Here is an 18,095-nt window from a genome sequence, read left to right on the forward strand (position 1 = left end):
AACCAAATGCTGGGGATCATATGGAGAACATTGGTATACAATGCCCACACGGGCACCGTCACGCCGATAAGAAACAGTACAGCACGATAGCTACTGCGAATCTGACCCATGTTGATAACTCGCTCTCTTCTGTGATTCTGCCAGCGCGAATCTACCTAATCCTATGCCGACAAGAATATCCCCTGGGCTCATGACAAAGGGAGGAACGGGTATCCAATCACCCAACCACCACCATCCATCCATCGCCGTAAAGGAATGGCGCAGTCCAGTATTTTTTGCAATCGATAGGTGCAAGAGGTGGACTGTGGAAAGTAATACTGGCATGGCACCGCCTGTCACGACAATTGCAATTAGGTTGAGGGCGGTTCCGTACAATACGAAAGGCAGTCCCGATACTTTACGATTGAGATATAGCCATAGTACAACAAGCCCCATAGATACGGGCAGCAGGCCATATGACAATGTCTGGTGCACGTTGTCAGCTATGACCTGACCAACAAGGCCAAGGAATAAAAGCGATATCAAGCGAAATCGGATTTCGAGCAAGGATGACAAAGATCGACGGAAAATAAGCATTAGTAAGAACGGAACGGCAAGGCAATATGGCATAAATCTCACTCACCTTATTGTATAATCCTATATTAGCATGTTGGGGCTAGCGCACCGCAAGCAAAGAAAAAAGAATCGGCTGTTACCGATTCTTTTTCAGAAATCGTGATCACTTTATTCTAATAAATTATATCCAGGGCCAAGGTGCGATGGTTGCGGCGGCCAACGCGACGAGCACTGCAGCCGTCGCAATGACCTCTTTCTTCATAGCGAGCTTTTTCATCGAATTTCACCTCCATGGATGTAAAATCCGACACCGACAACATGACAATAGCATGTCCAAAGGGCGAATGCTGTCGAAATGGGTCGATTTATGAAAAATACTATATATTTTTCAACCCATGATCTGTCGACGATTGACGGGTTAACGAATATGGGGGAATCATTCGTCGATATTTGCCGGGAAATATTCACGGAGAAGGTGGTTACCTATTTCTCAGGTAACCACCACAGCAAGCGAATGACCAATCCAATACCACACCCGACTAGTGTATCGATGAACCTTGCGTGAATAAGCGCAGGAACGCTCATGCCGACTCGTGCAATCTCTGTAATGGTCAACGCGAGTGGCGTAATGAATATGACGGCCAGGCCATAATTGCGTGGAATGAGCAATTCAGTCACCGTTTGCAGGGCAAACACAATACACGCTAGCACGATATACGAGGGGTGTATCGACAAGATGGCGCCTGCGATGAAAACCCCTAACGTTGTACCCAACGCTCTCTGCATAGCGCGGTGGATAGTCCCCATGACCGTCGTGCCGATCAAGGTGGCCGCGCAACCAATAGGTACCCAGTACGGACGTGTGTTTCCGAGTGCATATGCAAAGAGTACTGCACAACATATACCGACTGCCATTCGGATTCCTGCCATCATATACGGTGAACGCACGTGAATGGCCAGCCGCAGTCGCGCGGCTGCGATCTGGACCGGTGCTCTGCGCATCAAATGTTTTGCAGGTTCGGTTTGGTGGTGTGGTTGGCGCAAAGATAAACCCCAGGCGATGGCCATCGAAATGATCCATGCGATCGTGCCGCCAATCAATGCGATACCCATACGCTCTGGTGCCAATGTTGGCTCAACCGGCATACCGGTGCCTATGGCACAGGCCATGATGAAAAAGAACGGTCCCGGTGGCGCAACTTGCAGTGATCCGCAGAGAAAGGTAGCGCATCCCCCAACGAAGGCGAAAACGATAGCAATGGTTCCAGGCGATCCCGCGCTAACCGTCCCGAGTCCAAGCGATATCGACAGTCCCAGCGCGACGATGGCCAGTTTGAGTGCCAATCGCCGCAAGGGGATGGCAGCGGTATAGATACCCGTGAAGCCGCCGATGGTTGCAAGCAATCCCCATAGTGGTCGGTGGGCTAAAGTTGCTGTTAACAGCGGGACAAAAAGGCACAGACCTGCGCCAATGGCCCGACGCCAAGGCCATGGCGCTTTTCTCACCAGAAACGCATGATGCAATTTGGGTGAATCGTGCGTCAATGCCTCAGTTGTGGTCGGTTGATCTAAGCGCACTGGTAGTTTGGGATATCTCTTTGGTTTGTTCATTTTGATATACCTCGCGGTCGAAGGGTGTATCGTTTAGGGAAAGGTAGCTTTTGATTTACGCTACATCATTGTGACCCTTCTCGTAGCACAGTGCAAATTTGTAAGCGTTGCGATTTGTTATAATATAGATAGAGTGGTGCTGGAGGGAATTTTGCATGAGTCGTATGAGCGAAGTGATGCGCCAGGTCCGTGACTTTTACCGTGGGCGTGGCGACGTTCGGTGTTTTCCAGAACGGTGGGTAGTCTCTTACCTAAACACATTGTACTTTGCAAAGCGGAGCGATGAACTGGATTGGGCCTGGGGCGATCTGGAGGCTTTGATGATGTATCTCGAACGCACTGGTATCGATGATTTGGCGGAGCTTCCATGGTGGGAATATTCATTGGCTTTGGAATGGATAGAGAGTCATATCATCGACGGAGAGCGATTCCATTTGACCTTAGACAATGCACGACGCATGATGTCTCGGTGGTCCGATTTTTACGAATATCTTGGTAAAATCGATGTGGAGATTGACGCGTCGGTTTTGAATGAAGCGTATCGCAAGGTTTGTGGGGGAAAGGATCTGCAGCTGATTGAGCGGATTCCGTATACCGGTGACGAACTGTGGATGGAGTTGGCCTCGCCAGGAACCGACGAGGCAACGCCTTTCCAAATCTGCGATTATTGGATGATCATTATGTACGACAGGCTAGGCCGATCCTGGGACGCTCTGGATGAGACTCTGCAATCAGTTCCTTCGGTGCGCGAAAAACGGCGACGTTTCCTGGCTTTGCGGCACAAGCTGCGGTTGGCTGGCTGTGAAGACAGCCCTGAACGACTGGTCATCGGTCAGTTTGATGAGCGGGATATCGAAGACGCTGAGCGGTGGGTCTACCGCCGACGCGTGAAAGCACCAGCCAGACAGGCCTAGGGAATTTCATACGGTCGTCCCTTCCACGCGCCAGCCCGTCGTTGCCAGAATCGGATCGCAGAATCGGCGGTCATCAGCGTATACAGGAAGCCAGCGGCGGGTAATGCGATGGCCCGCCACGGTGAAAGCTGATACCAGCGAAGAATCGGCACAAACGTACACGACATGATGCACCATGCGGCAAGGCCAAGGATACCCGTCCAAATCCAACCAGTATATCCCGAAAGGGCGAGACAGACGCCTGCAATACCTGTAACAATAGGCGCTAGATAGAGCAATATCATGCCAATCACGGTGCCGATCAAAAGCCACACGGAGTAGTTCAACTGGACGAACGCGGTACGTGCCACCATATCCCAAATTTCTGCCAACGTTGCATAACGACGGACACTCATCACGTCATCGCCAAGTCCCAGCCACAGTCTGCCACCGCGGGACTGAATGAGTTTTGCCAATGAGCAGTCGTCGATCACGGCGCCCGCTATGGGCGTCAGCCCTTCCTCAGATTGCACGAGTTCGCGTCGCACTAGAATACAGCCACCTGCCGCCGCCGCCGTCTTTCGCTTGTCGTTTGCGACCCAACGAAACGGGTACAACTTCGCGAAGAAGTAGACGAAGGCCGGGATCAGAAGGGTCTCCCATTTGGACTTCACGTGCAGGCGCACCATCAAGGAAACAGCATCTCTTCTCCGCTTCCTTGCATGTCTTACGAGAGATGACAGTGACGACGCAGGGTGCCGGATGTCAGCGTCAGTAAACAGTATGTATTCAGCATCCGCAGGGACATGGCGCAGTCCGTTCTGCATCGCCCAAACCTTCCCGGCCCAACCGTTTGGTAGAGGATGTGCCTTGACAATCTGCAATCGATCCGCACGTCGAAATGTCTGTGCAATTGCGCGGGCGACATCGCTAGTTTCGTCTTCGCTGTGATCGTCCACCAAGATAATTTGAAACTCACCCGGGTAATCCTGAAGCAAAAGTGACGGCAGCGTTTCGGGTAAAACTGCTGCCTCGTTGCGGGCCGGTACCACCGCACACACTTTCGGCCATTTGCTGGGTCCACACAAATCATCGGCGACCGTGGCCGTGAGTCTATCATCCATTCGCCAATACAAGCCCCTGCACAGCAGCAGGAACAGCCATGCTATGAACGTGATAGATGAAATTATTTCTGCAAACCATGGCATGTCGCTCACCGTCCTATGCGATGTATGCAGTTTATAGTCTAGCAAAATGGAAGGTTACAGGAATTACTGCAATCATAGTCTCATTCTATCGTTATTCAGGATATGAAGAAGGCGGACCCGACTATCCAAGTTGGCGCCGTGCTAGCGGCACACGGCAATGGTCTGGATGACTCCACCATAAAGGGTGGGGCTACTTCGTATCCGGACGGTAAAGATCCCGTCAATCAGTCGCCGCAACCGTGGAATCCGACTGTGTGAAAGATCGCCGGATCGAAAATGAATGATGTCGGTGTTCACGGGTATCCGCAGAATCCAGGTACTTGGTCCGAAAACGGTGCTGTGAAGGTAGACTGGTGGGACTTACACAATCGTCTGGTGGCGGGCGCGGGTCAGCTTGTATCGGAGACATCGGTTGATACACCCATGCGCACTGATTATGGGTTACGGTTTGTTTCAAACGCTGATGATAAAAAGCCGCCCAATCGGCGTCCATAGGACGGTACGGGCGGTTTTTCGTACGTCTCGGGTCAAGTTTCAGCCTCACGCCACGTGCGTACGGCCCAGATTGCTACACCCAAGAGCAACCAGAGGACGCCCAGTTTGAGCACGAGCCACGGCGACTCTTCGCAAACAAGCGCCACAATCATAACGAGTAAGCCTAAGATGGCGATTACGCCATCCAAAAACCGCTTCGTCCCTTTCTCTCCTAGGAGATAGAACCGATAAAACAAAGATGCGTGAATCATGATGAAAGCCGTAAACGCCCCAAACGAGACAAACGCGTTCAGTGTTTGTAAGGGCAAGAAAGTGGCTACAACAAAAGAAAGAAGCGATATGACGGGCATCGTAACTTTTTGCAGGGGGAGAGGACTTGCCGACAACTTTGGCTGGGTGTGTTGACCTAGCACGCCCAAAACGCGCGAAGCCGCAACTTGCCCTGCGCTTGCGTTCACAATACCGGATCCCAGTAGAGACACCGTGATGAGCAACCAGCCGCTGAACGGGCCGCCGATAGAACGAGCCAGATCGAAAAAGCCTGTCGCCGGGTCCAGTGTGGCGTAGTTGGGATGGATGGCACCGGCAAGTGCGCATTGTAGCAGGAACACAAGGCCCATGCCTGCTGCGACCCAGGTCGTCGCCTGTCCCACGGATCGTGTCGGACGATCCGCTTCACCATCGAGTGTACTTATACCGTCGAAGCCAAGAAAGCCAATCACGCCGACGGATACAAGTGACAGCAACCGATTCGGGCCAACGGGTACAGGTGTGCTGGGCGGCGCACTCGCATGTGGTAAAGCGTGCAGTGCAGCGACGACAAAAGTGAAGAGAGCGATCAGTTCGCAGACGAGTACCAGTGCATAGATGCGGATTTGTCGTCGGATAGGCAACATGCCAAGCGTCAGATTGATGACGCTGAGCAGCGCATACCATGTCCAGTTGGGGACTTGCGGCAAGTACTCGCCGATCAGGCTGGAGCAATTGGCATACAGTGTCGCCGGCACGAACAGGTAGTCCGCCAGGATAATCCAAGCGGCGATCCATCCGATATCGCTTTGCAGAGCATGACCGACGTAACTGTAGATGGAGCCTCCGGGGAATGCGCGGGCAAGGCGCCGATAGGCGTATGCCGTAAGACAAGCGCCGAACCATCCAAGGAGGATGACAAGCCAACTGTGCCCGCCGCTTTGCTGTGCGATGTACACGTACATGGACATCGGCGCGATAGGTACCATCAACACAGCTCCAAAAACGATCAAATCCAGGGTGGAAAGCGGTTTCGTCTGTGGGAGAGGAGAGAATGGCCTTTCTGGCATGGCGGGTCGACCTTTCTATGACGAAATGTTCGTGCGCATCCTGATAAGCGTAGTCTAGCGCGACTCGTGCAAAATCACAATGACGATGAAATTCCAATGATACATGTACTTGTTCGCCGGAAGTGTGTATACTGGATGGAAACTTCAAACGGGGATGTGTTCGTGTGCACAAAGTGCAATTTCATCTTGATCGGTTATTGTTCGAACGCAATTGGAAGATTCCCGATCTGATGAAGCGTTCCGGCGTCAATAAAAACACGCTCTATGCCATCAAGAAAAACGAGATCTCTCGGGTCGATCTCAAAGTTTTGCAAAGCATTTGTGATGCCTTGCAATGCGCGCTGTCCGACTTGATGAGCTACGAGCCAAAGGGGGAGCACGAGACGAAAGGGCTATTGTTTATTCTGTCGGGGCCGTCTGGGGCCGGTAAAAACACGCTCATCAATTCGTTGCGCGATCGTTACGATCTCGGTTTGACCTTTATCCCGTCGTTTGCAACGCGTCCAATGCGGCCGGGCGAACGCAATGGAAATCCGTATTACTTTGTATCGACGGAAGAATTTATGGCGATGGCGGATCGCGGTGAGTTTCTCGAGTACGAATCCATCCACGGCAATTATTACGGTACGCATCTACTGACGTACGAGCGCGCGCTGGATGAAGGTAACATCGTGATTAAGGACATCGACGTCAATGGCGCCCTGAACATGAAGAAGGCGTTTGGCGATCGCGTCGTATTAATTTACGTGCGTCCGACTTCGTTGAACGATCTCGAGGGTCGGTTATATGGCCGCGGCGATGCAGAAGCCGACATTCGTATTCGGATGGATCGCTTGAAGTACGAAGAATCGCTCAGTGATCAATTCGACTACCTTATTTTCAACGACGATATCCCCACGGCGACGGCAGAGCTTGCTCAAATTATCCGGACGTGTACGCGCAAGCGTGCATAGGGGGTTTTCTTGCGATCGCGCAACCGTCAGAGAGGAACTTGCTCGAACCATGTCGAAAGGGTTCCCGATGGGAAGTGATGACGGACCTGCCCTGGGAGGAAGGTTATGACGCAACAGCGCACCGGCGATGCACGAACCAGCGCTGCGGTTCGGGTTCGGCAAGATGGTACGTTTTACACGCATGCAGGGCTTGGGCATATTCTGAATTCACATAGCGTGATGCGACATCTGCCAGAAGCGGTATACGTGTGCCTTGAAGATGGATCGGGGCGTTTGCTGTCGATTGCCGCTGTAAACGACGTGCTGTGTCGGGAACTGGGCTATGAGCCACAAGAGTTGGTTGGACAAAGCGGTTTGTGTATTGTTCATCCAGATGCGCACCACGTTTTGCGCGAGGTGTGTCATCAGGGCGAGGCCGAGTTGCCTGTAGAAGTACCACACGTACATAGGGATGGAAGTGTTGTTTCCTTTGAAACAGCAGTGAGCCACTTCGCCGAGGACGATAAGCAATTCTGGGTGTTCACCTGCAGACCGTATGGCGAACGCATCGGTGCTGTGCGGAAATTGGCGGATCGCCCTTTTTTCGACAGGGGGACAGGCTTTCCTAACGAGCACTGGCTGCACGCAAAGCTTATGTCGCTGCAAAGTCAAACAGGCACACAGGTCTCGGTGGTCGCAGTAGGATTGAACAAGTTCATAGGTCTCCGGGATAGTTACGGGGACGAGGTGATGAACGAGGTTTTCCACCAACTTTTGATGCGCGTGCAGAGGGCACTGCCTAAGTCATACGTGGCGCGTGTGGCGACGGACGAGTTTGTTGTGGCCTTGCGCACAGCAGGGATCGACCAAACGGTGCTCAGCTTTCTTACCTTTTTAGTGGAGCAACCAATACAGGTACGAGATTTCAACTTTCGGCTGCAGGCTAGATTTGGTGTCGCTGTCCATGGAGAATCGGAAGACGGGACAAAGATGGCTTTTGTCGAACTCTTGCACCAGTCGTTGCTTGCCCTGCACACAGCAGGGGAAGCATCGCTCAACAGTACATGGTACACACCGAGCTTGAAACGTGGCATGGAAGAGAAACATTCGCTGTACTTTCGCCTTATGGAGGCACTTGACAAAGGGCAGATTGGCGTGGTTTATCAGCCGAAGTTTGATCGTTTGGGGAATGTCGTGGGTGCGGAAGCCTTGGCTCGTTGGAATGATCCAGAATATCCATGTTCCCCAGGAACATTCATTCCTATCGCAGAAGAGTTAGGGCTCATTCACAAGCTCGGTTTGCGTGTGTTGGGGACAGTGTGTCGCGACTTGGTCCAGAACGATATACTTGCCGCGGCGAATATCCCGATCTCCGTCAATTGCTCCGTGCGCCAACTGGATCATCCCGACTTTTTGCGAAATATCCACACTGTCTTGGGAAACTATGGGATAGCGCCACAGCGCATCGTATTCGAAGTGACGGAAAGCGTTTTCGCCGATTCCGGGCGACGCCTCTCCGTATTGCAGTCTCTTCAGGATAACGGGCATCTCTTGGCCATTGACGATTTTGGCACAGGATACTCGTCATTTCGCTATTTTCGGGATCTCGCGCCGGATATCCTGAAAATTGACCAGTCGTTCGTGCGTTACATAGGATTGGATCCCAAATGCGAAATTATCGTTTCCAGCATCATCGACCTCGCTCATCATCTGGGTGCCGTGGTTGTCGCTGAAGGCGTTGAGACGGATTTGCATGGTACGTGGCTTCGCGATCGCGGATGCGACGTCTTCCAAGGTTATCTGTTCAGTCGACCCTTGCATCTCCGGGACTTTCTACAGGTGTTTACGTTGGGTTCCGCATCCAGGAAATAAGACTCCACAGATTCCAGATGGGCCTGCTATGCTATGGGCAGGCATTGGAGGGGGTGGAGGCTAACGTGGATCGCAGGACCCGCGTCCGTTTCTCGTTGCGGTATAAGATCATGGCCATCCTGTTTGGGGCGATGTTGCTCATCGCACTGCTGAGCGACACGCTGTTTTACAGCACGACTCGAACGCAATTGCTCAATAACGCTGTGAAGCAGACCGAGTTGCTCGCTCATCAAATTGACCTGGAGATTGCCTCATCACAGACTGGCGAAGCGTACATCGACAATTTGCTTGGCAATGAGCTCAGGATTGCCTCCATCGCCATTGAGGAACAACTTCCGCGACATGTTGCGGAAGTCACCAATCGCCAGTTACAGAGGATCGCAGCACAGTTGGGCGTTAGCGGCATCACCTTGTTTCAGCCGACTGCCGGCGACATCGTCGGTGTGCGTTCTACAGATCCCCGGGAAATCGGCCTTTCCACGAAAGGAATGGGCAAATGGTACATTGCCTTTCGCGATCTCCTGGCTGGGCATCCGCAGGCCTCCAGCTATGGCACCGCAGCGAAGGACTACTGGTCAGGCCCGTTCTCCAACGCCACGTCCGACCCGTCCAAAGTAGATAAATGGGGTTACTACTATGATGGGACTACCGACTACATCATTGATCCTTTCTACGTCTCGACATCGATACCCGGTTACGAACAGGAAGTAGGCGTCAATACGGCAATCCGGCACATTCAGGCAGCGGATTCGGATGTGCTAGCCATCGCGGTGTTGAATCGCACGTTCGGCCAGACCCCAATTCGGTATTCATACCATGGTACGTCGTGGGTGGACGTCGCCAACGAGCCAGTGATGTACGGCGATTACAAATACCGTAACATGGCGGTGGACGTGAAGTCGAAAAATACAGCGCTCCGCTCCAATCGAACGGTGAGTGTGATCGATAGCGCGTCCGGACACAGCGTATTAAAGACGTTTATCCCGGAGAGTGTACGAGGCACTCGCTATGTTGTCGAAGTGGTGACTGATTATCGCGTCATCAGCAGTACCTTGACGCTCCTCATCCACAATCTGGTGGTCGTTTCCGCCATATTGCTGTTTGCCACCGCTTTATTGAGTTACTTAGGGTCGGATCTGATTGCGAAGCCACTGCGTCGTATCACAAAGGCCGTGGACGAGATTGCGGATCGCAATTTCGAGGCTCAGGTGCAGGTGCACCGTTCGGACGAGATTGGCGTATTGGCCGATCACGTCAATGAAATGTCGCGTAAGTTGGTTGGTTATCTGCGCGAGCTTTCCCTTCGCGAGCGCGGCAAGGGGATGGATTATCTCGTGATGGCAACGCACGCGTTGGTGCACGAGCTCGGTACCCCCCTGGCGGCGATCCGCCAGATGTCGGAACTGTTGCCGCGCGTCCAACCGGGGCTCAACAGCAAGGCGATTGAGATCGTCGAGCGTATGCATGCGGCCTCTGACTATGCGAATCGCGTTTCCCGCGAGTTCACGAGCTTCCTTAAACATGGCCGATTGTCTGTCAAACGGGCCGACATCCTTGCCATCGTGAGCGATGCAGCGGGGATGTGTCGACCGATGATGGAGGCCAAAGGCATCAACTTGACGCTGGACAATCGGACAGCGATGGGCCGCGTCGAGTTGGAGGTCGACGCCGACAAACTGTTCGCCGCCATCGTCAATTTGTTGAAAAACGCGATGGATGCGATACCTGAAACTGCACCCGTGCGCCAAGTTCGCCTTGAAACAGGTGTGCAAGGGGAACAGTTGCTCCTGGATGTCGTGGATACGGGAGTGGGCATTCCAAGGGAGCGCTGGGATTCTATTTTCATGCCCTATAGTTCGACGAAGAAAAACGGGCTTGGGCTCGGTCTGACGTTCAGTGGTTTGGTCGCGATTGCACATGGCGGAACAATTGAAGTCGTCGACAGCGGACCTGGCGGCACCCGCATGCGAATGCGCCTGCCGCTCATCGACGGCGTCGTTCAAGACGAGGCATAAAACGTGATGGACGTCTCTGCGTGGTGGGTTTGGTCGAACTGTGCAGGTGGAACGTCGAACCAAACATCCTGCTCCGAGCCCCACGTGGTGTCGATGAGCATCCAGCGATGCTCGTTCGGTAGGTAAACTTCGTTCCAAGCGTGGCTCCCTTCATTCCCTGCGATACCGCCCAAGCCTTCGTCAATCCGCACGGTGAGACCACAGGTATGGGCCATATCGGCGTACAACAGGGCAAAATCGGCACAGACGCCTTTGCCGGTTTTCAGGGTCTGCAAAGGAGATTGAGCATCCCATTTACCGTGCTCCACATAGTCGTCGTATTTGGCCCAGTTGTAAGAGATATGGTGGATTTCCCATTCGTACAATGCCCGGGCTTTTTGCTCTGGTGTCGTGTCTCCTTTGGTGATCTGTCGTGCCTTCTCGGCAACTGCTTTTGGAACAATCAGGATACCGGTCTCCGTGGCGGCGCCTGGCGTCGGGATCGCAAACAGCGAGATGTTGTCGGCGATGGGATGTAACGCACCCTGTGCAAGAACAGGCAATTCACGTGTGGCAAACGGCTGTAGCCATGGTTTGTAGACGTCGCGTTCAAGTATCGTGTAAGGAGTGGAGGCGTTTGTCGCCTGTGCGAGAGCGGGTAGCGACAAGTATTGCGTTGCAAGGAAAATGCAGGCGCCTAGTGCCATCGCGCGAATGGACCCTGCGATGGCACCGATGCCTCCGCCGCCGATACGTCCGAACATGTCTGGTGTGCGTTGCGATCTTGCAAATATCATGCTCCCTATTGGACGCACGATGGCCATGATGAAATTGGAAAGGACGAGGTACAGCGCGGCAAAACAGATCAAGTTGCCCATGCGCGGTGCTTGTTGCCATGCTATGGCTAGGTGTGTAAGCCATGTGGGAAAGTGGGCGGTGCGGGCAGGATGGATCATCCACTGTTGAACGTAGCCGCTAAGACGCCAGGCGAGCCAACCGGAAAAGCAAGCGATCGCGATATTCATGATCTGGGCGATTGTCGTTCGTAGTTCGCGGGTGAAGCCCCGCGCGAAACCGAGCACAGCAGAGATGATGACACATCCGACGAGAACGATTGTCAACCAATCATACATGGCCGCAGTCCTCCTTTCCGGGTTTTGTGTGGATAGTCGTCATTGTAGCGCGGATGAATGCAGTACGCATGGTTGTTCATTTTCCAGTCTATCCGCCAGGGATGGATTGCAGTAGTATTAGATGGTGATTTGTAAGTGCCCGCAAGACGGGAGGGCCGCTATGGATTGGACAATAGATCGCATGCCAAGCATGCAGGGGACAACCGCGATTGTGACAGGTGCGAACAGTGGTATTGGGTGGGAAGCGGCCAAGGCCTTAGCCGCACGCCACGCGAGGGTCATTCTTGCTGTGCGCAACTTGGATCGCGGGGAAATGGCCAAAAATCGCATCCTTTCGGAGATTCCGCACGCGAACGTCGCCGTGAAGCGGCTCGATCTCGCGGATTTACGCTCGGTACAGGCATTTGCCGAAGACGTGACGGCGCAAGAGGTAAAGGTAAACCTGCTCATCAACAACGCGGGTGTCATGGCGCCTTCCTATCAAACCACGCGGCAAGGCCTGGAGTTGCAGTTTGGTACCAACCATATTGGTCATTTCGCTCTCACATTACGGCTCTTGCCCACGTTGTGCAGCGGCCGTGGTGCACGTGTGGTTACGGTCAGCAGCATGGCGCATACGATGGCCAAAGCTCTGGACATTTCATATCTTCGTGGGCATGGTAGATATCGGCGGTTTACCAGTTACGCGCAGAGCAAGTTGGCCAATTTGTTGTTCACCTATGAGTTGCAACGGCGCGTGCAAAGACGAGGATTGGCAATACAAAGTATGGCAGCGCATCCCGGCTTCGCCGCGACGTCGCTGTTGGACAATGGCATGTTTGCACGTTCCAGATGGGTTCGTCCATTTGCACGCTTTGCGAATCGTTTTGCTCAACCGAGTGATATGGGCGCCTTGCCAACACTGTACGCGGCGACGTATCCCGACTTGGTCGGTGGTGAATACATCGGCCCCTTGGGTGGTATGCGCGGCTATCCAGGCGTTGTTCGCTCGAGCGAGGCTTCTTATGATGTCGATGCCGCCCAATGTCTCTGGGATGTGTCCCTCGAGCTCTCGAATATCGACGTGGACGATTGGATTGCACTGGCGGATGACATGTAGCTTGAAACAGAAGGGGATCTTGCAACTTGGCAAAACTGTATTACCGATTTGGGCAGATGAATGCCAGCAAATCAATTCAATTGTTGACCGTTGCCCACAGTTACGAGGAACAGGGGAAGCGAGTCACATTGTTCACGCCTGCTTTGGATGATCGCTATGGGCGAGGCGTGATTGCTTCGCGTGTCGGCATTGCGAAGCAGGCCATCGTCGTTGACGATGACACGAATCTGTACGAAGTTGTACAGTGCGATCCCCCCGATTGTGTTCTCGTGGATGAAGTACAATTTTTGCGTGCCTACCACGTTCGCCAACTAGCACGCATCGCGGACGATCTCGATATTCCCGTGATTGCGTACGGCCTCTTGAAAGACTATCGCAATCAGCTATTTGAAGGTAGCGAGGCGGCCATTTTATGGGCGGATCGCATCGAGGAAATCAAGACCATATGTGCGAATCCTGGATGTGACCGCAAGGCGACGATGATTTTAAAGTTTAAAGACGGCAAACCGGTGTACGCTGGGGAACAAATCGAAGTCGGGGGCAATGATTTGTACAAGTCTGTATGCCGCAAACATTATTTCCATCCAGACATCGATGGGCTGATGCGGGCCCCTGACTTATAATCCGCATGACTGGCGTCTCCCTTTTCTAGACATCCAGCGCCAGTTGGCGCACGCCAACATCCTCAATGGTATGTGCACAAAGGCGTACAAACGTCGATATTGAATAGACTGGCATCTCGAGTTGGCTCGCCACATACACTTCAAGCCGTGCACCGCGCGAATGTTCCCAACCAGGCAACGTAACGACACAGTCGGCATCCATGAGCAGACGAATGTCTTTGCGCATTGCGCTCGTCCATGCTTCGTCGACACCACACAATTCGGCAGGATTCATAACCTCGTGCCCGTACTTGCGCAGTTTCGTGGCGGCCTCGAAAAACGCTGGACGGTTCAAGTCAGGCAACCCTGTCATGGGTCCAGATAGATACACTCGTTTCATTCCCAATGACCTCCGTTTCGCTGGATGCAAATCACTATACAGAACATATGTTCGTGTGTCAAACTGCCGACTCCCTCTTGACCTTAAAGCTGTAACCGCTATAATGACGAAGGTTGTTCATCCGAACGATGCACAACGTTTGAACATTAATGTTCGGGATGCTATGGTTCATCACTGCGGATGGTCAGTCTCCGAACAGGAGGGGTTTGGATGGCGGATAACTATGATGTGATTATCGTCGGTGCTGGGCCTGCGGGTATTTACGCCGCGTATGAACTGGCGGAGAAAGCTCCGCAAGCACGGGTGCTGATGATCGATAAAGGCGTCGAAGCGAAGTACAGGCATTGTCCAATTATGGAGGGGCGCATCGACAAATGCCCACCAGCGAACAAAATCAAGACATATGCAAGTTGTTGGCCGGCGTGTGGAGTCATCAACGGTGCGGGGGGCGCGGGTAGCTTCAGCGACGGGAAGTTTAACATTACGGCCGAATTTGGCGGGTATCTCACAGAATATCTGCCGTCGTCCGAAGTTCTGTCGCTGATCGAATACGTGGATGCCATCAATTTGAAGCACGGTGCGCCAGATGTCATCACAGATCCGTCGACGCCGGCCGTTGCCGCCATCGAGCGGCGTGCGATGGCGGCGGGGCTTAAATTGCTGCGGGCGCGAGTGCGCCATATTGGTACAGACATGAATCTCGAGTTGATGAACGCCATTTTTCATCACCTCGCACAGCGCATAGATCTTCGCTTCCGGACGTTTGTGGACGATTTGCTTGTCGAAGAGGAGCGAATTGCGGGGGTCGTCCTCCGTGGCGGCGAAGAAGTCCGTGCCAGATTCGTCCTGCTCGCGCCAGGACGCGATGGGGCGACCTGGTTGTCCGATTTGTTCCGGCGACACAAATTGCGTATGACAAACAATCAGGTGGACATCGGTGTTCGTGTCGAGACGAGCAACGTTGTGATGCAAGAGATTAACGATCATCTCTATGAAGGGAAATTCCTTTACCAATCGCCGGCGACGGGGCTAATGGTGCGCACGTTCTGCAGCAACCCGTCTGGTCACGTCGTCGTCGAAAATCACACCGGTGTGATGGCTGCAAACGGTCACGCGTACCATGATCCGGCGCTCGGGTCCCGCAATACGAACTTTGCACTCCTGGTCAGCCATCGCTTTACAGAACCGTTTGACCGACCGAATGAATTTGCGAAAAGCATCTGTCATCAAGCGAACGAACTATCCAACGGTTCCATTATCGTTCAGAAGTATGGCGATATTCGCAAAGGGCGCCGCAGTACAGAACAGCGCATTCGGGAAGGTTTCGTCGAACCAACTCTGAAGGAAGCGGTACCGGGCGATCTCGGCCTTGTTCTGCCGTACAAGACGATGCTGGCATTGCAAGAGATGATTGAGGCTCTCGATCAGGTGACGCCGGGTATTGCGAGCGATCACACCTTGTTCTACGGGGTGGAGGCGAAGTTTTACGCCGCGCGGGCGGATGTTGGCAAGGACCTGCAGACGCGCATCGATGGACTGTACTGCGCCGGAGATGGGCCGGGTATTTCAAGGGGCATTTCGCAGGCGGCGAGCAGCGGTGTGCACGTCGCGAGGCAGTTGCTCGGGCGGCTGTGACCCAGCCGCCCTGATCTTGGTGCGCGAATCATCGTGAGACGTGCCCCGAATGGCCGCTGCCGTTAAAGTAGCATATCGCTCCTTGGCGACGGCTTGTGCATCGAGTCATCCCCTGCTGTCTGTGCTTCATGGCTTCTCGTTTTACGATGGTACGAGATTCGAGTTCATTGTCTCAGATGGGTGACGATGCGGCGTGTTGATAGGTCAAGTCGTCAAGAATGACACCGGAGACGCCTGCTTGCACGCAGTGTGATAAATCTTCTTTGCTGCGCACAGTCCAAGCGAACACGGCATAGCCTTGCCCTTTGGCTTGTGCGACAAAATGAGGATCGAGGTGTTCGACGTCAGGGTGCAGACTGGAAAGGCGCAAGGTCTCGGCGAGATCGAAGGGGGGCCAGGGGCGGCCAACGAAGAGGGCGCCTAAGGCAATAGTCGGATCGAGCGCACGTACATCGGCGAGCGCGGCGTGATCGAACGATGACAGAAGGACGCGTCCTGCTGCGCCGTGACGGTAGATGCAGCCCAATACGCGGCGGACGAGGGCTTGGGCGCGAGCGGTCGAATCGGTTTTCAGTTCGATGTTTAAGCATGTGTTGGGGAGGGCCGCGAGCACTTCGTCCAGCGTCGGGACGAGCGTCCCTTGAAAGCGTAGGTCAAACCATGCGCCGGCGTCGTATTGGCGGATTTGTGCGAGCGTCATGTCGCTGACAGCACCTTTGCCGTTGGTCGTCCGGTTCAGGGTTGGATCGTGGAGAATGACGAGCGAGCCGTCGCCGGCCAAGCGCACGTCGAGCTCGATCATATCGGCCCCCATCTCCACAGCTCGTATGAAGGCAGGTAAGGTATTTTCGGGACACTCCGACTTTGCCCCGCGATGTGCGATCCACAGCATGTCGTCCGCTTGAAGCAATGCCTCTATGTTCATCGTCCATCCTCCATAGGCTGACAACGTTTCGTCAGCGCAAGTTTTGGTCCACTTGTTCCGCCGTTTGCTCCATGGTTTGAGCGACAGGTTTCCCCTCGTCAAAGATGCCTTCCAGTGCTTGCTGTACTTGTTCCAGCACCGCGAGGTACGCTGGCGATGCAGGCGAGGGTTGCTCGTATTTCAATTCATCGATCGCCGTTCTGTATTGCGGGTGATTGGCGATGAACGACTCATACGTTTGGTTCGACAAGTCAGCTTTCTGCACAGGCAGGTACCCTGTTTCCATCGACCACTTGACGGACTGTGCCGGAGCCGTCCACCATTGGATAAACGTCCAGGCGGCTTGTAGTTGGGCCGGGGAAACGCCCTTGAGAATGGCGAGATCGCCACCTCCGGGAGGCACAGCGAGGGTCTTTCCACGTGGCAGCAACGCCGTTCCCCATGTGAATTTCGATCCGACGCCCGACGCAACCTTGCCAGCACTTCCAATCGAATCAATATCCATAGCTACTTCGCCATTGATAAAATCCTGCGTCATGAGATCCCATGTATTTGGGCCGGTCTCGACCTTGGCATCCCCATCCTTGACCAACTGGGCTTGTGCATTCAGGATGGTCAACGCATTGGGTTTGGCAAATGTCGCTTTCGTCAAGTTCGTCGAGAGCACGGATCCGCCGCTTGACCCGACCGCATATTCCCAGGACCACCAGTCGACCAGTGGTGAAAAACCGTATATCTTGTGATTGCCTGTGCCCTTCGTCAGCGCTTTGGCGTCTGATATTAGTTGCGACCAGTTCGTCGGTGGGTGGGCGATGCCTGCTTGCCGAAACAGCGTCTCGTTGTAATACAGCACGGGTACGCTGCGATTAAATGGCACGCCAAAATATCGGCCTTGGTACTGTGTTGAGACGAGAATGCCGTCAAGGAAGTTGCTGGGCTTGTCGATAGGACTCGTCTGCAATCGCGAAGTGAGATCCAGCAGCTGACCGCTCGCAGCAAACAAAGGCATGGCATGAACTTCGATTTGTGCGATGGCAGGCGGGTCGCCCGCTTTGATGGCCGCGAGAAGTTTTTGCTGTTCCTCACCACCTCCTGAATAACTACCTTCATACGTGGCGACGACTCGAATGTTTGGATGTGTGCGGTTGAATTCGGCAACCATTTGTTGAATGTCGTTGCTCAGATTGTTGCTGACGCCGTACCAGAAGGCGATGGTGATGGGGGTCTGACTCGCCGCTCCCGTGGCAGATTGGTCCGATTTATGCGCTGCGGATCGCGTAATCGTTGAAGGCGTTGAGTTCGTTGCACCACAACCCGTGGCCAGGATTCCCGCTGTGCATGTCACTCCCAAATAGACGAGGGGACGTCGTAAGTTGTTCATTTACCAATACACTCCTTATTCTATGTGTTCATATGCGGGCG

15 protein-coding genes are annotated in these 18,095 nt (G+C 53.7%); 7 read left to right on the top strand and 8 right to left on the bottom strand.

The annotated features are described in order from the left end of the window. Nucleotides 1-90 precede the first annotated feature (90 nt). Nucleotides 91-609 carry a DUF5317 family protein gene (locus C7445_RS14995; protein ID WP_208320871.1) on the bottom strand — a complete coding sequence of 173 codons (519 nt, stop codon included), beginning with the start codon at nucleotides 607-609 and terminating at the stop codon, nucleotides 91-93. A gap of 429 nt (nucleotides 610-1,038) precedes the next feature. Beyond that, nucleotides 1,039-2,166 (bottom strand): FUSC family protein, encoded by a 1,128-nt coding sequence (locus tag C7445_RS08415; protein ID WP_134159629.1) that lies wholly within the window; start codon nucleotides 2,164-2,166, stop codon nucleotides 1,039-1,041. 155 nt (nucleotides 2,167-2,321) lie between these two features. Here C7445_RS08415 and C7445_RS08420 point away from each other — a divergent pair, with 155 nt between their 5' ends. Continuing rightward, nucleotides 2,322-3,080, top strand: a complete 759-nt coding sequence (locus tag C7445_RS08420; RefSeq protein WP_134159630.1) for a trigger factor — start codon at nucleotides 2,322-2,324, stop codon at nucleotides 3,078-3,080. Here C7445_RS08420 and C7445_RS08425 read toward each other — a convergent pair. Both C7445_RS08425 and C7445_RS08430 read right to left on the bottom strand, forming a co-directional pair. Beyond that, nucleotides 3,077-4,267 (bottom strand): glycosyltransferase, encoded by a 1,191-nt coding sequence (locus tag C7445_RS08425; protein ID WP_134159631.1) that lies wholly within the window; start codon nucleotides 4,265-4,267, stop codon nucleotides 3,077-3,079. The genes C7445_RS08420 and C7445_RS08425 overlap by 4 nt on opposite strands. A 527-nt stretch (nucleotides 4,268-4,794) precedes the next feature. Continuing rightward, nucleotides 4,795-6,081 carry an APC family permease gene (locus tag C7445_RS08430; RefSeq protein ID WP_134159632.1) on the bottom strand — a complete coding sequence of 429 codons (1,287 nt, stop codon included), beginning with the start codon at nucleotides 6,079-6,081 and terminating at the stop codon, nucleotides 4,795-4,797. A gap of 164 nt (nucleotides 6,082-6,245) precedes the next feature. On the opposite strand from C7445_RS08430, the gene gmk reads away from it, so the two are divergent. The 3 genes from gmk to C7445_RS08445 all read left to right on the top strand — a co-directional run bounded on the left by gmk (nucleotide 6,246) and on the right by C7445_RS08445 (nucleotide 10,900). Beyond that, nucleotides 6,246-7,034, top strand: a complete 789-nt coding sequence (gene gmk / locus C7445_RS08435; protein ID WP_134159633.1) for a guanylate kinase — start codon at nucleotides 6,246-6,248, stop codon at nucleotides 7,032-7,034. A gap of 105 nt (nucleotides 7,035-7,139) precedes the next feature. Then, nucleotides 7,140-8,885, top strand: a complete 1,746-nt coding sequence (locus tag C7445_RS08440) for a putative bifunctional diguanylate cyclase/phosphodiesterase (RefSeq protein WP_134159634.1) — start codon at nucleotides 7,140-7,142, stop codon at nucleotides 8,883-8,885. A 65-nt stretch (nucleotides 8,886-8,950) separates the two neighbouring features. Further along, nucleotides 8,951-10,900, top strand: coding sequence for a sensor histidine kinase (locus tag C7445_RS08445; protein WP_243835070.1), 1,950 nt, complete (start codon nucleotides 8,951-8,953; stop codon nucleotides 10,898-10,900). Here the strand turns inward: C7445_RS08445 and C7445_RS08450 are convergent. Then, complete coding sequence (locus C7445_RS08450; RefSeq protein WP_134159635.1) at nucleotides 10,885-12,012, bottom strand: transglutaminase-like domain-containing protein; 1,128 nt, start codon at nucleotides 12,010-12,012, stop codon at nucleotides 10,885-10,887. The two genes, C7445_RS08445 and C7445_RS08450, sit on opposite strands and share 16 nt — an antisense overlap. 160 nt (nucleotides 12,013-12,172) lie before the next feature. On the opposite strand from C7445_RS08450, the gene C7445_RS08455 reads away from it, so the two are divergent. Continuing rightward, nucleotides 12,173-13,111, top strand: a complete 939-nt coding sequence (locus tag C7445_RS08455; protein ID WP_134159636.1) for an oxidoreductase — start codon at nucleotides 12,173-12,175, stop codon at nucleotides 13,109-13,111. A gap of 26 nt (nucleotides 13,112-13,137) precedes the next feature. After that, nucleotides 13,138-13,734 (top strand): thymidine kinase, encoded by a 597-nt coding sequence (locus tag C7445_RS08460; protein ID WP_134159637.1) that lies wholly within the window; start codon nucleotides 13,138-13,140, stop codon nucleotides 13,732-13,734. Nucleotides 13,735-13,759: 25 nt separating this feature from the next. Here C7445_RS08460 and C7445_RS08465 read toward each other — a convergent pair whose 3' ends face one another. Beyond that, nucleotides 13,760-14,113 (bottom strand): DUF4406 domain-containing protein, encoded by a 354-nt coding sequence (locus tag C7445_RS08465; RefSeq protein WP_134159638.1) that lies wholly within the window; start codon nucleotides 14,111-14,113, stop codon nucleotides 13,760-13,762. 210 nt (nucleotides 14,114-14,323) lie between these two features. Between C7445_RS08465 and C7445_RS08470 the strand changes: the two genes are divergently transcribed. Further along, entirely contained in the window at nucleotides 14,324-15,748 is a 1,425-nt protein-coding gene (locus C7445_RS08470) for an NAD(P)/FAD-dependent oxidoreductase (protein ID WP_134159639.1), read from the top strand. Nucleotides 15,749-15,920: 172 nt separating this feature from the next. Here C7445_RS08470 and C7445_RS08475 read toward each other — a convergent pair whose 3' ends face one another. Together C7445_RS08475 and C7445_RS08480 are read right to left on the bottom strand one after the other, a co-directional pair. Next, entirely contained in the window at nucleotides 15,921-16,673 is a 753-nt protein-coding gene (locus C7445_RS08475; protein ID WP_134159640.1) for a glycerophosphodiester phosphodiesterase, read from the bottom strand. Between the two features lie 31 nt (nucleotides 16,674-16,704). Further along, nucleotides 16,705-18,054, bottom strand: coding sequence for an ABC transporter substrate-binding protein (locus C7445_RS08480; RefSeq protein ID WP_134159641.1), 1,350 nt, complete (start codon nucleotides 18,052-18,054; stop codon nucleotides 16,705-16,707). Nucleotides 18,055-18,095: the final 41 nt, after the last annotated feature.

It is taken from the genome of Alicyclobacillus sacchari, assembly GCF_004366795.1.
Lineage (GTDB): Bacteria > Bacillota > Bacilli > Alicyclobacillales > Alicyclobacillaceae > Alicyclobacillus > Alicyclobacillus sacchari.